At 64.0% G+C, this 16,706-nt stretch carries 16 protein-coding genes; 10 read left to right on the forward strand and 6 right to left on the reverse strand.

Annotated elements, in window-relative coordinates:
• Positions 1 to 34: 34 nt before the first annotated feature.
• The 3 genes from JC607_RS08130 to JC607_RS08140 all read right to left on the reverse strand — a co-directional run bounded on the left by JC607_RS08130 (position 35) and on the right by JC607_RS08140 (position 2,745).
• Positions 35 to 922, reverse strand: coding sequence for a transglutaminase family protein (locus JC607_RS08130; RefSeq protein ID WP_233092774.1), 888 nt, complete (start codon positions 920 to 922; stop codon positions 35 to 37).
• Between the two features lie 518 nt (positions 923 to 1,440).
• Positions 1,441 to 1,722: a hypothetical protein gene (locus JC607_RS08135; RefSeq protein WP_198836444.1), complete on the reverse strand. Its 282-nt coding sequence runs from the start codon at positions 1,720 to 1,722 to the stop codon at positions 1,441 to 1,443.
• A 294-nt stretch (positions 1,723 to 2,016) separates the two neighbouring features.
• Positions 2,017 to 2,745, reverse strand: a complete 729-nt coding sequence (locus JC607_RS08140) for a Crp/Fnr family transcriptional regulator (protein WP_198836534.1) — start codon at positions 2,743 to 2,745, stop codon at positions 2,017 to 2,019.
• A gap of 158 nt (positions 2,746 to 2,903) precedes the next feature.
• On the opposite strand from JC607_RS08140, the gene JC607_RS08145 reads away from it, so the two are divergent.
• The 3 genes from JC607_RS08145 to JC607_RS08155 all read left to right on the forward strand — a co-directional run bounded on the left by JC607_RS08145 (position 2,904) and on the right by JC607_RS08155 (position 5,522).
• Positions 2,904 to 3,146, forward strand: coding sequence for a hypothetical protein (locus tag JC607_RS08145; protein WP_198836445.1), 243 nt, complete (start codon positions 2,904 to 2,906; stop codon positions 3,144 to 3,146).
• 131 nt (positions 3,147 to 3,277) lie between these two features.
• Entirely contained in the window at positions 3,278 to 4,858 is a 1,581-nt protein-coding gene (gene groL, locus JC607_RS08150) for a chaperonin GroEL (protein ID WP_198836446.1), read from the forward strand.
• 310 nt (positions 4,859 to 5,168) lie between these two features.
• Positions 5,169 to 5,522, forward strand: a complete 354-nt coding sequence (locus JC607_RS08155) for a hypothetical protein (protein WP_198836447.1) — start codon at positions 5,169 to 5,171, stop codon at positions 5,520 to 5,522.
• Positions 5,523 to 6,137: 615 nt separating this feature from the next.
• Here JC607_RS08155 and JC607_RS08160 read toward each other — a convergent pair.
• The 3 genes from JC607_RS08160 to ccmI form a co-directional block, all read right to left on the reverse strand.
• On the reverse strand, positions 6,138 to 6,377 hold the full coding sequence (locus JC607_RS08160; RefSeq protein WP_198836448.1) for a DUF1289 domain-containing protein: 240 nt from the start codon (positions 6,375 to 6,377) through the stop codon (positions 6,138 to 6,140).
• Positions 6,378 to 6,465: 88 nt separating this feature from the next.
• Positions 6,466 to 6,942 (reverse strand): Holliday junction resolvase RuvX, encoded by a 477-nt coding sequence (ruvX, locus tag JC607_RS08165; protein ID WP_198836449.1) that lies wholly within the window; start codon positions 6,940 to 6,942, stop codon positions 6,466 to 6,468.
• The gene (ccmI, locus tag JC607_RS08170) at positions 6,939 to 8,348 is read right to left on the reverse strand and encodes a c-type cytochrome biogenesis protein CcmI (protein WP_198836450.1); all 1,410 of its coding nucleotides are present in this window, start codon (positions 8,346 to 8,348) and stop codon (positions 6,939 to 6,941) included. The genes ruvX and ccmI overlap by 4 nt, the downstream gene beginning before the upstream one ends.
• 335 nt (positions 8,349 to 8,683) lie before the next feature.
• Between ccmI and JC607_RS08175 the strand changes: the two genes are divergently transcribed.
• The 7 genes from JC607_RS08175 to JC607_RS08205 all read left to right on the forward strand — a co-directional run bounded on the left by JC607_RS08175 (position 8,684) and on the right by JC607_RS08205 (position 16,667).
• Entirely contained in the window at positions 8,684 to 9,931 is a 1,248-nt protein-coding gene (locus JC607_RS08175; RefSeq protein WP_198836451.1) for a sarcosine oxidase subunit beta family protein, read from the forward strand.
• Positions 9,932 to 10,016: 85 nt separating this feature from the next.
• On the forward strand, positions 10,017 to 10,340 hold the full coding sequence (locus tag JC607_RS08180) for a sarcosine oxidase subunit delta (RefSeq protein ID WP_092896530.1): 324 nt from the start codon (positions 10,017 to 10,019) through the stop codon (positions 10,338 to 10,340).
• The gene (locus JC607_RS08185) at positions 10,337 to 13,348 is read left to right on the forward strand and encodes a sarcosine oxidase subunit alpha family protein (protein ID WP_198836452.1); all 3,012 of its coding nucleotides are present in this window, start codon (positions 10,337 to 10,339) and stop codon (positions 13,346 to 13,348) included. Before JC607_RS08180 ends, JC607_RS08185 begins: the two co-directional genes overlap by 4 nt.
• Positions 13,341 to 13,889, forward strand: a complete 549-nt coding sequence (locus JC607_RS08190) for a sarcosine oxidase subunit gamma (protein WP_198836453.1) — start codon at positions 13,341 to 13,343, stop codon at positions 13,887 to 13,889. The genes JC607_RS08185 and JC607_RS08190 overlap by 8 nt, the downstream gene beginning before the upstream one ends.
• Before the next feature lie 192 nt (positions 13,890 to 14,081).
• Positions 14,082 to 14,540, forward strand: coding sequence for a hypothetical protein (locus JC607_RS08195; RefSeq protein ID WP_198836454.1), 459 nt, complete (start codon positions 14,082 to 14,084; stop codon positions 14,538 to 14,540).
• Between the two features lie 229 nt (positions 14,541 to 14,769).
• Complete coding sequence (locus JC607_RS08200) at positions 14,770 to 15,369, forward strand: superoxide dismutase (protein WP_198836455.1); 600 nt, start codon at positions 14,770 to 14,772, stop codon at positions 15,367 to 15,369.
• A 233-nt stretch (positions 15,370 to 15,602) separates the two neighbouring features.
• Complete coding sequence (locus tag JC607_RS08205) at positions 15,603 to 16,667, forward strand: TraB/GumN family protein (RefSeq protein WP_198836456.1); 1,065 nt, start codon at positions 15,603 to 15,605, stop codon at positions 16,665 to 16,667.
• Positions 16,668 to 16,706 lie beyond the last annotated feature (39 nt).

Below are 16,706 nucleotides of genomic sequence, written 5' to 3' on the forward strand. Positions count from 1 at the left end.
GGCCGCCGCAATCCGGCCGCTTGCGCAAGGCGTCTCAGCCGGGCGTCTCTGCGCAAGCGTCTTCCGAGACAGTGACAGTGACCGCCATTTCGATCAGCGCGTCACTGCTGCCGGTGAAGCTGCCCGTGACGGGCACGATCTGACGCACATCGCGGGCCACGGCCACCGGAATCAGGTTCTTCGGGCCGACGCTGCGATTGGTGGGGTCAAAAGTGATCCACCCTGCGCCGGGGACATAGATCTCGGTCCAGGCATGGGTCGAGCCCGGCCCGGCTGTGCCAGGCAGATCATTCTGAGGATTGAACAGGTAGCCCGACACGATACGGGCGCCAAACCCCAGAACACGCACCGCTTCGGCCAGCAGGACCGCAAAATCCCGGCAGGCGCCCCAGCCACGCCGGAGCGTCTCGAGTGGCGTCTGGGTGCCTTCGGTTTCGCGGCATTGATAGGAAATCTGGTTGGCCACCCCGGTGCTGATATCCTTCAGCAGGGACAGCGTGTCGGTCGGGCGGCTGCAGACAAAGCCTTCGGCCCAGCGGAGGAGGTGACCTTCCGGATCAGCATATTGTGGCGCAGATAATGCGCCAAGATCGCTCCATTCGTCCTCCGGGTAGCGGAAGGGCCAGTTTATCGCCGGAGCCGCGATGGAGAAGACGGGCCAGACCTGCGCCGTCAGCTTGATCCTGGCCCGGCTTTCGATCTCGAGATAGGCCGTTGGTTTTGCGAATGTTGCTGTGGCAATGGTATTGCCCGCCACATCATGCGCCCAGGTCATATCCGCGTCCGGAGACACGGAAACGCTATGGGACAGCAGGCGCAGATCCCGCGATTCACGCGGGCGCAGCATCAGCCGGTGTTGCCCAAGAAAGACCTCGGTGCGGTAGCGATAGAGGGTTTTGTGAAAGGTTGTGAGAATGGTCAACCGGCATCCAGTTCTGTCCTGTGGAACAGCCCGGACGCCTGTGAGCTCCTCAGGTCTTCCGGGATGTTGCGTGATGGAAGTCTGCGGCGTTTTTCCAGCCATGTGATCCTTTGCAGCGTTTGCAGATACGTTCGCCGAACCCCTCGCTCGGGAACGCCGTCGCGCAACGCAGGCAGAGACGCATCTTTGGCGCATCCGCCAGGGCACGTTGCAAATGGGGCTCGTCCGGCACATCCGCGTTCATGGGACTGTCGCCCCGCGCGCAGTCAGCCGCCCGCCACCTGCCGCCCGTATTCGATCGCTCCCGGTCAGCCGCCTCTGATCTGCGGGCACGCACCGGATCGGATTCAGCATCCCTGCCTCCCGGGCCTTTGCAATCCGGGCTTTTCCAGTTCCAAACATGTGGCAGATCCGGCCTTGCGCCATCAGGGCGGGCTTCGGCCACCCTGATGGCATTGCGGCGGAGCGTTGCTGCCACCTGGCCCCGGGCGCGGCGCCGGGCATCGGGGTTTCCCGGATCATCGCTCATTTTGCGCGGCCCCCGGCGGGCGTGGCGCCAGATCACGGAATACTGCGGCTTCCAGGTCTTTCTCGGTGACCGGGCGCATCTCATCCCGACCGGAGCGGTCGCTGACCATTATATAGGTCGAGGTTCTGCGCCAGGCCTCGAAACTCAGCCCCTGCAAAAGCTCTTCCTCGATGAGGATATCATAAGGCCCGGCGGGGAGCAGGTCCACGTAGCCGGGCAAGGTGAAGGAATGGGCGAAAGTCACGCGCTTCCTGGATGACCGAATGTTCATCTGTGGCCCCCGATCTGGTCTGAATCGCATGCCCGCGCGTCGCGTCAGACCCGCAGACATGCGACGGCAAGGTCTGGTCAAACATAGGACCGGCGGGCAGGGACGGGGCTGATGGGTGTTAGCTTTCTTTAAAAATACAGCAACATGGACGCAGGCGGTCGGATTTCCTGGGGAGGGTGGCGATCCGGCGCGGGCGACAAACAACCCAGGGTCCCCCCGATGTGGCTCCCCGATGTGGCCCCCCCCGATTTGGACCCATGCCGTCGCCCGCCTTTGTCGTCCCGGCCAGCCTGTTCAGCGCAACAGCGGGCCTTCATGATCCATATAGGCCGTATCGAAGCCTGCGAGGGATTGCAGCCGGGCCAGGTCGTTGAAGACAACCCTGCCTTTCTGGAAGGTGACCATTCCATCCTCCCGCAACTGCCGCAGCACCCGGTTGACATGGATGGCGCTCAGCCCAAGCGCATCGGCCAGGTGGTATTGTGTCAGCGGGCAGGAGAACCCCGTCCTGTCGCCAACCCCGACAAGGTTCAGCCGTGCCCCGAGTTCCAGCAGCAGATGCGCCATACGCTCGACCGCCGAGCGACGTCCAAGATTGACCAGATGCTCGACCATCATCGCCTCGTCCCGCGAGGACGCCCAGAGCACAGCGGTCGCAAGCCGGGGCGCCCTGGCAAAGGCGCCGAGAATATCCGGCGCGAAGACCTCGGATGCTTCGATATCTGTCAGCGCCTCAAGGCTGAGGTCCGAGCTGCGGAACAGGATGCTGCGCAACCCCAGAAAATCGCCGGGAATCTGGAAGTTGATAACCTGACGCCCGCCATCGGGCAGCATCTTGTAAGAACAGGCCCAGCCTTCGGCCAGGATAAAGGCGGAAGCGTTGGACTGGCCTTCATGCATCATCGTATGCCCGGCAGGAAAGGTTCTGCGCCGGTGATGAAAGCGCGCAAGCGTTTCCAGATCAGCCTCGGACAGGGCCACAAAGGCCGAGAGTTTCCGGGTCAGGGGACTGCTTTCGACCAGCTTCAACGGCGTCTCCCGAAAAGGGGCGGAATGCAGAAATTGGATCGGTGAGGCTGCTCTGGATCAGTCCGCCCGGCAGAGCTTCCTGTCAGGATAAAGCAGCGCATCGGGATTCTGTCTTGTCCCGATCCCTTATACACCAAAAAGGACCACGCGTGATGCCCGTCCAGACAGATCATGCAGGCATGGCCGCGCTTTCCATCTGCGAGGCGCTTTTGCTGGCCATCAGTGACCACAGGCTTCTGCCCGAAAGCGAAATCGCCGGCGTTTTGCGCGATGCGGCGGCGGTGCATGAGAATGCGGTGGGCGATGCAGCAGAGAGGGAAGTGCATCAGAGCGTTGCCGGCCTGATCAACGGGATCAATGCCGGCATGAACTCATCCGGTCTGCACCGGGGCTGAACAGGGCGGACCTGACAGTCCGCAAGTCTTTCGGAGGCACAGACCAGACGGCCCACAGGCGGGGGCATCCCCGGGGGTCGCCGGGTGGTGTCCCCGCCTGCACGATACCGAAGCGCGAGGAGCAAAACAGCATGTCTGCAAAAGATGTCATATTCGGCGATGAAGCCCGCAGCCGGATGATGAAAGGCATTGATATCCTTGCCGATACGGTCAGGATCACCCTTGGCCCAAAGGGGCGCAACGTCATCCTGGACCGGAGCCTTGCGCCGCCGCGCATCACCAAGGACGGCGTGACTGTAGCGCAGGAAATCGAGCTTTCGGACAGGTTCGGCAATATGGGCGCGCGCCTCGTGCGGGAGGTGGCATCCCGCACTCATGACGAGGCCGGAGACGGCACGACGACCGCCACGGTGCTCGCCCAGGCCATTGTCCGTGAAGGCATGAAAGCCGTGGCCGCCGGCATGAACCCGATGGATCTGAAGCGCGGCATCGACAGGGCCGTGCGTCTCGCGGTCACAGGCATCAGGGATATGTCGCGCCCGGTCACCGACAGTGACGAGATTGCCCGTGTCGGCATGATCTCGGCCAATGGCGACGCGGCCATCGGCCGCCAGATCGCGGATGCGATGCAGCGGGTTGGCAAAGAGGGCGTGATCACCGTCGAAGACGCCAGAGGCAGGGAGACCACGACCGAAATGGTCGAAGGCATGCAATTCGACCGCGGCTGGCTGAGCTCCCATTTCATCACCGATCCGCAGAAGATGAGTGTCGGGCTCGAAGAGGCTGTGATCCTGCTGCTCGACAGCAAACTGTCGGCGCTGAAGCCGATGCTGCCGCTGCTCGAGGAGGTGCTGGAGGCCGACAGGCCGCTGCTGATCGTCGCCGAAGACATCAGTGGCGAGGCGCTTGCGATGCTGGTCGTCAACAGGCTCCGGGCGGGGCTGAAGGTTGTCGCGGTGAAATCTCCCGGCTTCGGCGAAAGCCGCAAGGCCATGCTGGAGGATCTCGCCATTCTCACCGGGGGCGAGGTGATCTCGGCCGATCTGGGAACGCGGCTTGAGGATGTGACCCTGGCCCGGCTGGGCAAGGCGAGAAAAATCCTCGTCAGTAAGGACGCCACGACCATCATCGACGGCCAGGGGGACAAGGCGGCAATCGCCGCACGGGTCAGCCGGATCCGCGCGCAGATCGCGGAGCAGGTTTCGGATTATGACAAAGAGAAGCTGCAGGAACGCCTGGCACGTCTTGCGGGCGGCATTGCGGTGATCCGGGTCGGCGGCGCCACCGAGACCGAGGTGACCGAACGCAAGGACAGGATTGATGATGCGATCCATGCGACACGCGCGGCGGTCGAAGAGGGGGTGGTCCCCGGTGGCGGGGTGGCGCTTTTGCTTGCGGGCAAGCTGTTGGCGGATCTGAAAGGGGACAATCCCGATCAGGATGCCGGGATCAGGATCATCCGCAGGGCGCTGCAGGCCCCCTTGCGCCAGATTGCCGTGAACGCCGGAGCCGATGGGGCCGTCATCGCGGGGAAGATCTCTGAGGTCGGACGTCCCGGCTATGGCTATGATGCGCAGACCGGAACCTTTGTCGACATGTTCGGGGCGGGTATCCTGGACCCGGCCAGGGTGGTGCGTATCGCGCTGGAAGATGCCGCATCGGTTGCGGGCCTTCTGATCACCACAGAAGTCATGATCGCCGAACACCTGTGAAGACACTCAGCTGCCGGCAAGATCGGCTGCCGCGGGGCCGGCCCCGGCAGCGATCTGGCGGTCTGACTCTGTCGAATTTCGGCAAGAATCCAGAACCATCGCGGCCGATCCTAACATCAATCAGTCCCGGGGGCGCGGCCATCCTGTAAGATTGTCCTACCCCGGCCGGAGCGGTTCAGGCCGCCTCTGGCCGAAGATCACCTTCTCTGGCTGCAAGACAATATCAGCCTCTGATCCGCCCCCGCTTCGCGTCAGGCGCATCCACGGATGATTTTCGCCCACGACGCCTGCATCCTGAAAGGACACAAAGATGACACCTCCTGAATGGCTCAAACCCGGCATTTATGGCGCTATCCTCGGTGGTATCGCTGTGGTTGTGATCGGCTTCGGATGGGCGGGATGGTCCACCGCAGGCGGCGCCAGCCGAATGGCACAGACTGCGGCGAGCGAGCAGACCGTTGCCGCCCTCGTCCCGGTCTGTCTGGCAATGTCTGCCGCCGATCCCGAACGTGTCACCAAGATCGCGACGATCCGGCAGGCAACAACTCCCGGCAGGCGCGATGCGCTGATTGCGACCGGCTGGGCGACGATGCCCGGACGTGAAGCGCCGGATCGCGCTCTTGCGACCGCATGCCTCGCCGCGCTGGAGCTTCCCACCGCCTGATCGCGGCTCTGATCATATAAGATTTCGATCAGGCCGGCGCATTGTGCGGCCCGATCGCAAGGTCCCGCAGCACGCCCCGGGATCGCCCCGGGGCGTGCTGGCGTTACCGCAGGGGGGCAGATCTTCGACACGGAACACCATGTTCAGCGCCGTCGCGTCGCAGGATCTTTGCACCGGCCAGGCGGCACTGCCGCCCGCCACGTCTCAACGCTTCATATCGCGCCGGATGCCGGGCACCGTGTGATCACTGACCGCGCGCTCGTTCCCGACAGGGAGCGAACCACGCCACGCAGCCCCGTCACGCGGCTGCCTTGCCGGGCACAGCGGCGAGGGTGCCAGGGCAGTCACACGGCCAGTGAGGGATCAGCATGCGTCGCAGGTGCAGCAATGCGCGATGATTCTGACGCATCCCCTGGCGTATAAAACTGTATCACTGCGCGCCGCAGACGCAGATCCGGGGCGGCGGGAGGGCAACGCTTTTCGGGCGGCCCTTTGTCACCTTCCACGGGAAAAACCAGAGGCAGATGACATCGGCTCCATGCCCCCTCATCTGTCCTTAAATATTCCGGGGGACGCGGCAAAGCCGCGCGGGGGCAGGGAACCCGACTGCCGCCCTTAATCCTCGCCCCGGCCGAGCCGGGCCGCGCGTCCACCGCGGCGCTTTACCAGCGAGGCCGCGCGCGAGGGAAGCTCATCCATGATACGCCGGCGTTCGGGCGCGGTGATCGAGGACCAGGCGCCGATTTCAGAAAGCGTGCGGTAGCATCCGACGCAGATCTTCGCGTCGGAATGGATCACACAGATCTTCACGCAGGGGCTCTCGATCTCGTTGCGGGCCCAGATGTCGTCCTTCACGATATGCCTTTCTGTCTTCGGCCCCGGATCTTGGGTCATAGGGTCACCGGTCCGGCGGTCATCGGACATCTGGTCATCGGCACCGCGCTCATCCATGGCGCGCGATCTGGTCCAGCCGGTCCAGCGCGCCTTGCAGAATATAGCCCGCCGCCACCGCGTCGATCACCTCTTTCCGACGCTTTCTCGACGCATCCGCCTCGAGCAGCGCCCTTTCCGCCGCAACAGTCGACAGCCGCTCGTCCCACCAGGTGATCGGCAGCGGCGTCAGCTTTTCCAGATTGCGGGCGAAGGCGCGGGTCGATTGCGCCCTTGGCCCCTCGCTGCCATCCATGTTCAGCGGCAGGCCCAGCACGATCGCCTTCCCCTCGCGCGCCTTTATCAGCTCCAGCAGCCGCGCGGCATCGAGGGTGAATTTCTCGCGCCGGATCACGAGTGTCGGCGTGGCGACCGAGCGGCGCAGGTCCGAGATCGCGACGCCGATGGTTTTGGTGCCCAGATCCAGACCGATGATCGCGCCGGAGGGCGGCAGTTCGGCCATCAGCTCCGAGATATCGTCAAGGATCATGGGGAAACCTCTGCTGCCGGGAGGGCTTTGGCAGCGGCTTCGATCAGCGCGCGCTCTGAGCCCTCAGAGTCTTCAGACCCCTCCGGCCAGGCGCTGCGGGCCTGCTCCAGCATGTCCCGCGCCTCGTCCAACCGGCCCAGCACCACAAGGCCGCGGATCAGCTGCGCCCATTCTGCGCCCGAGCCACCCTCGCTTTGCAGCCGCGCACTGAGGCCCGCAACCATGCCCGCCGCCATCTCGGCGATCTCGGCCTCGCTCTTGCCGGCGGCGGCCGCGATGTCTTCGGCACCTGGCCCGCGCAGCGCCGGGTCCCGGGCGGCGGTTTCTGCGGCTTCTGCCTCCGGCAGCTGATAATCCCAGGCCCCGGCAAACCAGGCCGCAGCGCGGATCTGATCGCGCAGGCGCGGCACCCAGAAACCATCCTGCGGCCCCTGTTCGATCAGCGGCCGCCAGAGCGCAAAGGCCCGGTCCGGTCGCCCGCCCTGGGCATAGAGCTCGCCGGCATAGAGGAAGAGGGGGCCGGTGGCCTCGCTGACCGGCGGCAGCGCCGTCAGCACCGCGCGGTCCTCGCCCTGGGGCTGGAAGCCCTGGGCTGCGGCCAGCAAAAGATCCGCCACCCGGTCCAGCCCGGCGCGCCCGTCAAGGCCAAGCCCCCGGACCACCTCGGCCTCGGCCTCGGGCGAGACATAGCCAGAGGCCTGTTCCACCAGCAAAAGCGTCAGAAAGCTGTAATCGGTTGCGCTGGCCTCAGCGCCGCGCACCTCAATCAGACGCCGCTGCGCGAGGATCGCATCGGCGTAATTCCCCAGCCGCGCTTCGATGGTCGCGCGCAGCCCGAGGCCCTGGAGGTTGTCAGTCACCGCCGGATCCACCGTTTCGCGCAGCTTTTGCAGCGGCTCGACCATATCCGGCTCCGGCTCGGCCGGGATGATCGGGGGCAGGTTCGCGACATAGACCGCCTGTGAGGGCCGGGTTGCCATACGGGCTTCGGCCTCGGCCAGCCGCGTTGCCATTGGCAGATCAGGCTGCCCGGGCCGCCCGAGATGCAGATAGAGAAAGACCGCCCCCGCCACCGCAAGCACGATCACCCCCGCCGCCAGCACCAGATCGCGCGACGAGCCCGCACCCGATACCGCGCGCCGGTTCTGACGGTCTGCCTCCAGCAGACGGCGCCCGATTTCGGCCTTAAGCCGCTGCGCCTCGTCCCCGGTGAGCACGCCGCGCGCCTCTTCCTGCCCGATCCCGGCAAGCTGCTGGCGATAAAGGCTGACATCGCGTGCGAGTTCTGGCTCCGGCGGGGTGCTACGGGCAAAGAACAGGCTGAGGGTCAGGAGGATCGCAATCCCGCCCGCAAGCATCGCCGCCACCATCCAGAACCCGGTGGCATCGCCCAGTCCATCCATCATCTGCCCCATCATCCGCGCATCAACCCTGTGGGTGATGTAATGGTTTTACCGGCTTTGCAAAAGCCCGCGCTGCCGGGCCAATCGACGCAGCCCGACAGGCGGGCAGAGGCCTGCGGTCTTGCCGGGGCCTCCACGAGGTCGCGGTGTCGTAATTTTCCCGATTGTGCCGCGTGAAGGCGGTGGCGTTTTCCAGCTGTCGGGCAGAAGATAAGAGGCCGGTTCCGGGCCTGCATTCCCCGCCCGCCCTGGTCACGACTACGGGCCGGGCAGGGGGGATGACCGGAAACCGGAGGCTATGAAAGCGACATGCGAAACGCGCGGCGGAGGTTCACCAGATGAGGCGTTATTCGGTCTTTGCCCTTGCCCGCGAGGCGTTGCGCTACCATTCCGGCTGGGGAAAGGCCTGGGCCTCGCCCGAGCCGAAGAAGCACTATGACGCGATCATCATCGGCGCTGGCGGTCACGGTCTCGCAACGGCTTATTATCTAGGCAAAAACCACGGCATCAGGAATGTCGCGGTGATCGAGAAGGGCTGGCTCGGCGGCGGCAATACCGGCCGCAATACAACCATCATCCGCTCGAATTATCTGCAGGATCCCTCCTCGGCGATCTTCGAAAAGGCGCGCGCGCTTTATGAGAACCTGAGCCAGGATCTGAACTATAATATCATGTTCTCGCCGCGCGGTCTTTTGATGCTGGCGCAGACCCATCACGAGGTCCGGGGCTATAAGCGCACGGTTCACGCGAACCAGCTGCAGGGCGTCACCACCGAATGGCTGGAGCCCGAGCAGGTCAAAAAAGTCGTGCCGATCATCAATCTGCACGGGCCGCGCTATCCGGTTCTGGGCGGTCAGTGGCAGGCGCGGGGCGGCACAGCGCGCCATGACGCCGTGGCCTGGGGCTATGCGCGGGCCTGTTCCGACATGGGCATGGATATCATCCAGAATTGCGAAGTCACCGCCGTGCGTCAGGAAAACGGCGTGGTGACCGGGGTCGAAACCACCCGCGGCGAGATCGGCTGCAAAAAGCTTGGCATTGTCGTGGCCGGTCATTCCGGCGTGCTCGCCGAAATGGCGGGGTTCCGGCTGCCGATCGAATCAATCGCGCTTCAGGCGCTGGTCTCCGAGCCGATCAAACCGGTGATCGACATCGTCGTGATGGCCAATACTGTCCATGGCTATATCAGCCAGTCCGACAAGGGCGAGCTGGTGATCGGCGGCGGCACCGACGGGTTCAACAATTATACCCAACGCGGCTCCTTCCATCATATCGAGGAAACGCTGCGCGCCCTTGTTGAAACCTTCCCGATCATCTCGCGGCTCAAGATGCTGCGCCAATGGGGCGGCATCGTCGATATGACCGGCGACCGCTCGCCGATCATCTCGAAAACCCCGCTCGGCAATTGCTTCATCAATTGCGGCTGGGGAACGGGGGGCTTCAAGGCGATCCCGGGCTCCGGCTGGGCCATGGCCGAGCTGATCGCCAAAGGCGAGCCGGGCGCTCTGGCCCGGGAATTCGACATGTGGCGCTTCAAGGAAGGCCGCTTCATCGACGAATCCGTCGCCGCCGGGGTGGCCCATTGATGGTTCCCGCTCATTTTCTGTCTCTAAATATCCCGGGGGCCCGGGGGCAGCGCCCCCGGCTCGCGGCCAGCCCGAGGGCGCACCAATGCTGATCCTTGAATGTCCCTGCTGCGGCGTCAAAGCCGAGGAAACCGAACTTGCCCCCGGTGGCGAGGCGCATCTGAAACGGTTTGGCCCAGGCTCCTCTGACGCCGAATTCGAGACCTATATGTTCGCGCGCAAGAACCCCAAAGGCGTGCATTTTGAACGCTGGCGCCATGCCTATGGCTGCGGCAAATGGTTCCTTGCCGCGCGCGACACCGCGACGCTCGAGGTCTTCGGGACATATCCGGCCCAGACCACGGAACCCCCTGCGGAACTGATTGCAAAGATCCAGGCGAAACGGCCGGGTTGGAAGGGCTGGAAATGAGCGCGAGGCTGCAAAAAGGCGGGCGCCTGATCAACCGATCGGCCCGGATGGAATTCACCTTCAACGGCAAAAAGCTGAGCGGCCTTGCCGGCGACACTCTCGCCTCGGCGCTTCTGGCCAATGATCAGCTGCTGGTCGGGCGCTCGTTCAAATACCACCGCCCGCGCGGTATCATGGCCTCGGGCCCGGAAGAACCCAATGCGCTGGTCGCCCTGGGCGAGGGCGCGCGGTTCGAACCCAATCAGCGCGTCACCACGACCGAGCTCTTTGACGGGCTGACCAGCGCCAGCCAGAACCACTGGCCCTCGCTGGAATTCGACATCGGCGCGGTAAACAACAAACTTGCGCGCTTCCTCCCGGCAGGTTTCTATTACAAGACGTTCATCCATCCGCGTTCGGCCTGGAAACATCTCTTCGAGCCGATCATCCGCCGCTCGGCCGGCCTCGGAAAACCGCCGGAAGAGGCAGATGCCGACCGTTATGAATATACCTATGGCCATGCCGATATCCTGATTGCGGGCGGCGGTATTGCCGGTCTGCAGGCGGCGCTGGTTGCGGGGGCTTCGGGCGCGAAAGTGCTCCTCCTCGAGCAGACCGCGCATTGGGGCGGCCGCGCGCCGGTCGATGGCGATATCATCGATGGCAAACCGGCCGAAGCCTGGATCGCCCAGGCGCTGCAAACCCTTGGCAGCATGGCGAATGTCAGCTTCCGTGCGCGCACGATGGTCTCTGGCGTCTATGATCACGGCTATGTTCTGGCCGAGGAACGTATCGCCGATCACACCCCCGGCGACGGGCGGCCGAGGAAACGCCTCTGGCGCATCCGGGCCACCAAAGTCATTGCCGCAACCGGCGCGCTGGAGCGGCCGCTGTCTTTTGCCGGCAATGATATTCCCGGCGTCATGCTGGCCTCTGCCACCCGCGATTATGCCGTGAATTTCGCGGTCTCGCCTGGCGAGCGCACGGTTGTCGTCACCAATAATGACGATGCTTACCGCACTGCGATCACGCTGAAAGAGGCGGGGCTTGAGGTCACCGTGGTCGATGCGCGCGCCTCGACCTCCGGTGAGCTGCCGTCCCGTGCCCGTGCCATGGGCATCCGGATCGAGACCGGGCGCGGCATCGTTAAGGTGAAAGGTGGCAAGCGCGTCACCGGCGTCGCCATCGGCCTCCAGGCCGGTGAGGGCGGCGCGGTGGAAGAGATCGCCTGCGATGCGGTCGCGATGTCGGGCGGCTGGTCGCCGGTCGTGCATCTGTGGTCGCATTGCGGCGGCAAGCTGATCTGGGACGAGGCGCGCGCGCTGTTCCGCCCCGATGCCACCCGCCCGCCGCTGGGTGAGGACGGCACCGCCATGGTCTACCCGGCAGGCGCCGCCAATGGCGCGCTGGCGGCGGCAGAGGCGCTGAGCGATGCGGCCGCGCAGGCGGCTCTGGCGGTTGAGGCCACTGGCCATAAGACGGGCGCGGCTGCGACTGCTTCGGCGGATGTCGTAGAAGAAGGCGCGATGCTTCCGGTCTGGATCATGCCGGCCTCGGCCGGGATCGATCTGAAATCGAAAATGTGGCTCGATTTCCAGAATGACGTGAAGGTTTCCGACGTCCAGCTTGCGGCACGCGAAGGCTATGTCTCGGTGGAACATACCAAGCGCTACACCACGCTCGGCATGGCGACGGATCAGGGAAAACTCTCGAATATCAATGGGCTCGCGGTGCTTGCTGATGCTCTGGGCGAACAGATCCCGCGCGTCGGCACCACCACTTTCCGCCCGCCTTATGCGCCCGTCACCATCGGCGCGCTGACGGGTGAGGCTCGGGGCAATATCTTCCAGCCGCTGCGCAAGACGCCGATGCATGACTGGCACCTCGCCCATGGCGCCTATATGGAGCCGGTCGGCCTCTGGCAGCGGCCCTATACCTATCCGCGTGCGGGTGAAACGCATGACCAGGCCGTCAATCGCGAGGTGCTGAACACCCGCGAAAGGCTGGGCCTGCTGGATGCCTCGACGCTGGGCAAGATTCTCGTGAAAGGGCCGGATGCGGGGAAATTCCTCGATATGCTCTACACCAATGTCATGTCGAATCTCGGGATCGGCAAATGCCGCTACGGGCTGATGTGCAATGAGCAGGGCTTCCTGTCCGATGACGGTGTGGTGATCCGCATCGCCGAGGACACCTGGCTCTGCCACACCACCTCGGGCGGGGCGGACCGGATCCATGGCTGGATGGAAGACTGGCTGCAATGCGAATGGTGGGACTGGCAGGTCTATACCGCCAATCTGACCGAGCAATATGGCCAGATCGCGGTTGTCGGCCCCAATGCGCGCAAACTGCTGGAGAAACTGGGTGGCATGGATGTCTCGAAAGAGGCGATCCCCTTCATGACCTTCAAAGATGGCGAGCTTGCGGGCTTCCCCGTCCGCGTCCACCGCATCTCGTTCTCGGGGGAACTCAGCTACGAGATCGCAGTGCCTGCGAGCCATGCGCTTGCCTTCTGGGAGCTCCTGTATGCCGAGGGCCAGGCCCTGGGCCTGCAGACCTATGGCACCGAAGGCCTGCACGTCCTGCGCGCCGAAAAGGGCTTTATCATGATCGGGGATGAGACCGACGGGACGGTGATCCCGCAGGATCTCAATCTCGACTGGGCGATCTCGAAGAAGAAAGAAGACTTCCTCGGCAAACGCGGCCAGCAGCGCACCTTCCTCGCTGCAAAAGACCGCTGGAAGCTGGTGGGCTTTGAAAGCCTGGACGGTTCGGTGATCCCGGATGGCGCCTATGTCATCGCGGCGGGCACAAATGAATACGGGTTCCGCAATTCCCAGGGCCGCATCACCTCGACCTATCATTCGCCGACGCTGAAAAGAGGCATCGCGATGGGGCTTCTGAAGGATGGCCCGGCACGGATGGGCGAAGTGGTCGAATTCACCGCCATGACCGGCGGCGTCTCGGTCGCGGCAAAGGTGGTTGACCCGGTTTTCTATGACAAGGAAGGGGAGAAGCAGAATGTCTGATCCGGTTTCTGCCCTGCAAGGCGCGGTGGCCCAGGGCTTTGCCCGCGTGGAAGAGATCGGCCCGCTGGGGATGATCACGCTGCGCGCCAAACCCGGCACTGAGGGGCTGGAGGCGGCGATCAAAGCCGCAACCGGCTGCGATCTGCCCGGGGCGCGCAAGATCACCCATCAGGGCGCGAAAAGCTGCGGCTGGATGAGCAATGACGAATTCCTGCTCGTCCTGCCTTACGCCGATGTGGCGAAAGCGCTCGGCGCGATTGCGGCGGCGCTGGAGGGGGCGCATCACCTGGCGGTCGATGTCTCGGATGCGCGGGCGGTGTTTCGCGTGACCGGGCCAGAGGCCGATCAGGTGCTGCGCAAGCTGACCCCGGCCGATCTGGATAAGGTGGAGGCGGATGAGATCCGCCGTTCGCGCTTTGCCCAGGTGGCGGCGGCCTTCTGGCCGGCAGATGGCGGCTATACGCTGGTCTGCTTCCGTTCTGTCGCGGGCTATGTGATGGGGCTTTTGACCCATGCGGCGCAATCGGGCAGCGAGATCTGATCTCTGGACTTTTGCCCGGGGATGAGCGCCCCGCCCCCCTCTGTCATTGACCCTGCATGATTGAAAGCGGCGCCGGAACCTCCCGGCGTCGCTTTCATCTTTGTGACGGAAGTTCAGGCTTGAAAACACCGTTGCTGCAGGGTCTCCTGACTGCGGGCCATGACCGGCCAGCGATTCCAGCGAGAAATATAGATGATCCGGTATTTTAACAGCTTCCTTCCCATCGTTGTCTTTGCCTTTGCCGGGACGCTCGCAGCCACGCGCGCCGATGCGCTGGTGCTGATCTGCGATCTCGATGTCAAAGCAAATCGAGGGTTCAGCACCACACCGCTGGTCATCTCCCTTGAGCCGGGCAAGGGCCCGGTTGCGGTCTATGATCCGCTGATTCATGCAATCTATGGCGAGCCGATCGAGGCCAGTCAGACCGCGGAAAGCAAGAAGATCAGGCTGGAATGGGTGGTTAAAAACCATCGCGACGAGAAGACTGGCCGACGGGCGAATTTTGGCTACAGCGCGAAATGGAACCAGGGCGATGGGCGGATCTCGGTCCGCAGCCATGCGCATGGCTATGACAATACGCCGGTTGTTGTTTACGGCAATTGCAAGGAAGAACAGCAGAAAACGCGGCGCAAGGGCAAGTCGCGGGGCTGACCCCTGATCCCCGCTTTTTGCAGCGCGGTATGTTGTTTGGGTCCGGCGATATGACGCAAATCCCGGGCGCGCGTGACCGTGTTTCCCTGGCGGATATTGGCGCGAGAGGCCAGTTTTTCTCCTCGCCGCCGCAATGCGAGCGGGTTCATTTGCCTCTCCGGGCTTGACCTTCGGGGCGGATGCGCCCTTATTCCAGACGTAACGCCCCATCCGAACAGGAGTGAGTCCGATGACGTTTCATCTTCCCGATCTGCCCTATAAATACAACGCCCTTGAGCCGCTTGGCATGTCGATGGAAACGCTGGAATTCCACCATGACCTGCATCACAAGGCCTATGTCGACAATGGTAACAAGCTGATTGCCGGCACCGAATGGGAGAAGAAGTCGCTCGACGAGATCGTCGTCGGCACCTATCAGGCTGGCGCTGTGGCGCAGAATGGCATTTTCAACAATGCCTCGCAGCACTGGAACCACAATCTGTTCTGGGAAATCATGGGGCCGGACCAGGTCGGGATCCCCGGCGCGCTGGAAAAGGCGCTGACCGAGAGCTTCGGCTCGGTTGCGAAATTCAAGGAAGATTTCGCCGCAGCCGGCGCTGGTCAGTTCGGTTCGGGCTGGGCCTGGCTGGTGAAAGACAAGGACGGGTCGCTCAAGGTCACCAAGACCGAGAATGGCGTGAACCCGCTCTGCTTTGGTCAGACCGCGCTTCTGGGCTGCGATGTGTGGGAGCATTCCTACTATATCGACTTCCGCAACAAGCGTCCGGCCTACCTGTCGAACTTCCTCGAAAAGCTGGTGAACTGGGAAGCCGTCGCCGCGAAACTCTGATCCGTCCCTGACGGATGACAAAAGGGGCCCCGCCGCATTGCGCTGGCGGGGCCTTTTTTCGGCGCGGCTTTGCCACGGGATCCTGTGCGCAAGATCCTGGCTTTGCGCCTCCTGACCAGGGGCAGCCCGGCGCGTCGCGGATGCTCCGGACCTGTACGGAACGCATCTTCCCTTTCCCCTGGCCCGGGGCGAAAGTCGGCGCCGGAGAATGGTTAAGGGCAGGAGCCGGCGGCATGGGGTGGAGAAAAACGGTACCGGCGCTTTGCCTGGCGCTCAGCGCAATGCCCGGGCTGCCGCAGCCGGCCGCGGCCCAGGACTGGTTCACGCGCGAGGCCTGTAGCACGGGTGAGATCCGGGTCTGGCGCGAGGTTCTGTCCGTCGCGGAAGAGGCGCGCTATTCTGCCATCGCCGGGGAGGTGCCGAACAGCCTCGGGCGGTTCTGGAAGATCACCGCGCCGGGCGGCCAGATCTCCTGGCTCTGGGGCACCTATCATGTCTCTGAGCGCCGCCTGCTTGATTTGCCACAAGAGCTGCGCGAGGTGCTTGAAACTGCTGATGTTGTGGCGCTGGAGTTCAATGCGCAGCCCGACACCCGCGCCGATATCCGCCGCGCCAATGACCAGGCCTGGATGTTCATCCGCCCGGGCGCCGCGCCGGATGACCGCGCGGATTTCCCGCCACAGATCCTCGAGCATATCGCGCTGCGGCTTGAGACCTTTGGCTGGGATCCGGGCTATATGTCGATGATGACCGATGCCGGTCTGTTCAGCCTGTTGCTGTCAGACCCCTGTTCGGATTTCACCCCCTTCATGCCGGCCCAGGACTATTTCATCGCTCAGACCGGCTGGCTTGCGGGGGCGCGGATCGCGGGGCTGCAAGAGCCATGGGAGCTGGGCGCAGAGCTGACGGCGCCGGAACGCGCGGCGGCGGCACGGGCGGCGCTGCTGCTATACGGGCTTTATCTCGGGCCGGATTCCGCGCTTGCCGGGCTGCGGGAGACCGGTTTCGCGCTTTATCTCGAGGGCCGGATCGGGCTGATGGATGCCTGGTCGGATGCCTGGGCGGAACAGGTGCTGGGTGCGGCGCGCGGGCGTGAGGTGGTGGATCTTGCCGAGCGCTATCTGCTGGTCGAACGCAATGCGATCTGGATGGAAAAGATCCGGAGCCTGGCCGGTCAGGGCAATGCGGTGATTGCGGTCGGGGCCTCGCATCTGCCGGGGGATCTGGGGCTGGTGAGCATGATCCGCGATGCCGGCTACCATGTGGAGCGGGTGGTTTTGCCGGGCGAGAGGCCCTGAGCCCGGTGACCATGGCCCGCCGGGTATGCCTCCGGCGGG

Origin of the sequence: Paracoccus sp. IB05, assembly GCF_016405985.1 — a bacterium.
Classification (GTDB): domain Bacteria; phylum Pseudomonadota; class Alphaproteobacteria; order Rhodobacterales; family Rhodobacteraceae; genus Pseudogemmobacter.